Source organism: Martelella alba (assembly GCF_005217455.1).
In the GTDB taxonomy this organism is placed as follows: Bacteria; Pseudomonadota; Gammaproteobacteria; order Enterobacterales; family Enterobacteriaceae; genus Acerihabitans.
Genome location: NZ_SZPQ01000114.1, coordinates 1 through 1,667 on the forward strand (window position 1 = coordinate 1; position 1,667 = coordinate 1,667).

Below are 1,667 nucleotides of genomic sequence, written 5' to 3' on the forward strand. Positions count from 1 at the left end.
CTGAGTTCACAGCAGAAGGAGAGTGTGAGTGCGCTGTCGACGCTGACGTCGGGGATTGCGGCCGGGGTAAGCGGCGACAGCAGGGCGAGTGCCTTGACCGGGGCGCAGGCAGGGAAGAATGCGGTGGAGAATAACTTCCTGAGCGTGTCGGAGAAGTCAGCGCTTGAGAAAGCCAAGCATATCGTCAAGAGCAGCAAAGATCCCGTCGAAAGAGATAAGGCCCAGCAGAAAGTTGATGAGCTAATAGAATTAGATATCAGCAGGGATAAAAAAGTTATAGATGCCTGTGGAAATGGTCAGGCAGCCAGTGCCGGTTGTGCCAACGCTAGACTGGAAGTGATTGAAACAAAGCAGGAATATACAAGTACTGGCAATTATAATTCGAAAGCCAGCCAGCAATATTCTGATGCTTATGGTCAAATACTCAACCTGCTCAAAATCACCAGTGTAAATGCGCAGAATCAGCAGCAGGTAAAAGATGCGCTTGTCCAATATGCCATAGATGTTAAAGGAGTTGATCGTCAGACTGCGCAAAAATATGCAGAGACTAAGCATGGTATTGATATAATAGTTGCTTCGGTAACACCAGTGCTGGGTAGCGCGGCAGCGAGTCGGCTTGGTAATATAGGTAAACATGCAGCGTTACAAACGAGCATAGCTGGCAAGCCGATAAAGTTTGATGGTGAATTTTATTCGGTCGATAATTTAAAATTTAGTAAAAATTATTATGAAAAATTGTGGAGCCAAGGACGTCCAGCTCCATTTATACAAGCAAAAGAGGTTTTAAGTAGCAACCCTAAGATTCAAGCAGATCCTCGGGGGGCACCAGGATATTTTAGATATGGAGGCTCAGGGCTTGAGATGATATACAATCCTACGACAGGTCAGGTTGGACATATTCAACCGATCAAAATTAAGTAGAGGTGAATATGGAACTATGGCCTGATTTTGAAGAACAGCTAAAATGCTACCAAAACAGTAAGTTATTAATCAAACAATATATTAGAAAATATGAGGCTCGTTGTACTGAGCTAATAAAAAACATTGGAGCTAAAAACTTCGATAACTGCCAAGAGGATTTTGATGAGCTGTTTGATATTCAGCAACGGTTTGCCACGATGCTATATAAGTATGATTATCAACCAGAAAAAAAAATAACTGACTTAATATATCATCTGGATCGTGACGATGTTTTCTCTCGACAGTTTTGGCATAAGAAATTTACAGGAGGTCAGCAATGGCCTACTGAGTAATATACAAACTGATAAAAAGCATGATCCCGGCCATCTCGCCGGGATACCACGTTTTTTATTTAATTAAGCGTTTCACAGCTTATCCCTAAGCGCCAACCCCTGTATCACCTGTTCGAGCTCCAGCCGCGACTGGGCCGACAACTGGTCGGACTGTTGCAGCACCTCATTGAGCCGTGAGCCGGACTGGGTGGTGATAATCAAACACCCCTCCATCACTCTAACGATCAGCGAAATGCCGGTTAAAAAACCGTCCTGCTCCAGCCACTTGCCCTTAAGTTTAACCTGGGGGTAGCGGTAGGCAGTAAGCGGTAGCTGTCAACGAAGTTGACAGCTACCGAGGGCTGGCCGGCGGAGATATCAAGGCGGCGCTGGCCCAGGGCGGCGCGCCGTATTTGGCGGCCAAGGTCAAGGGGC

General features: G+C 46.0%; 2 protein-coding genes and 1 pseudogene. 2 read left to right on the forward strand and 1 reads right to left on the reverse strand.

Annotated features, from left to right (window positions below):
* Together FCN80_RS25805 and FCN80_RS25810 are read left to right on the forward strand one after the other, a co-directional pair.
* Positions 1-921 (forward strand): VENN motif pre-toxin domain-containing protein (locus FCN80_RS25805; protein WP_136993208.1); only part of this gene is annotated, 921 nt, incomplete at its 5' end.
* A gap of 8 nt (positions 922-929) precedes the next feature.
* Entirely contained in the window at positions 930-1,253 is a 324-nt protein-coding gene (locus tag FCN80_RS25810; protein WP_136993210.1) for a hypothetical protein, read from the forward strand.
* Between the two features lie 72 nt (positions 1,254-1,325).
* Here the strand turns inward: FCN80_RS25810 and FCN80_RS27340 are convergent.
* Positions 1,326-1,535 (reverse strand): annotated as a pseudogene (locus tag FCN80_RS27340) (SymE family type I addiction module toxin); the annotation flags it as partial.
* Between the last annotated feature and the right edge of the window lie 132 nt (positions 1,536-1,667).

Bases quoted from the DNA above. Each gene is read 5' to 3' on its own strand.
- FCN80_RS25810 (WP_136993210.1), top strand. From the start codon at position 930: ATGGAACTATGGCCTGATTTTGAAGAACAGCTAAAATGCTACCAAAAC.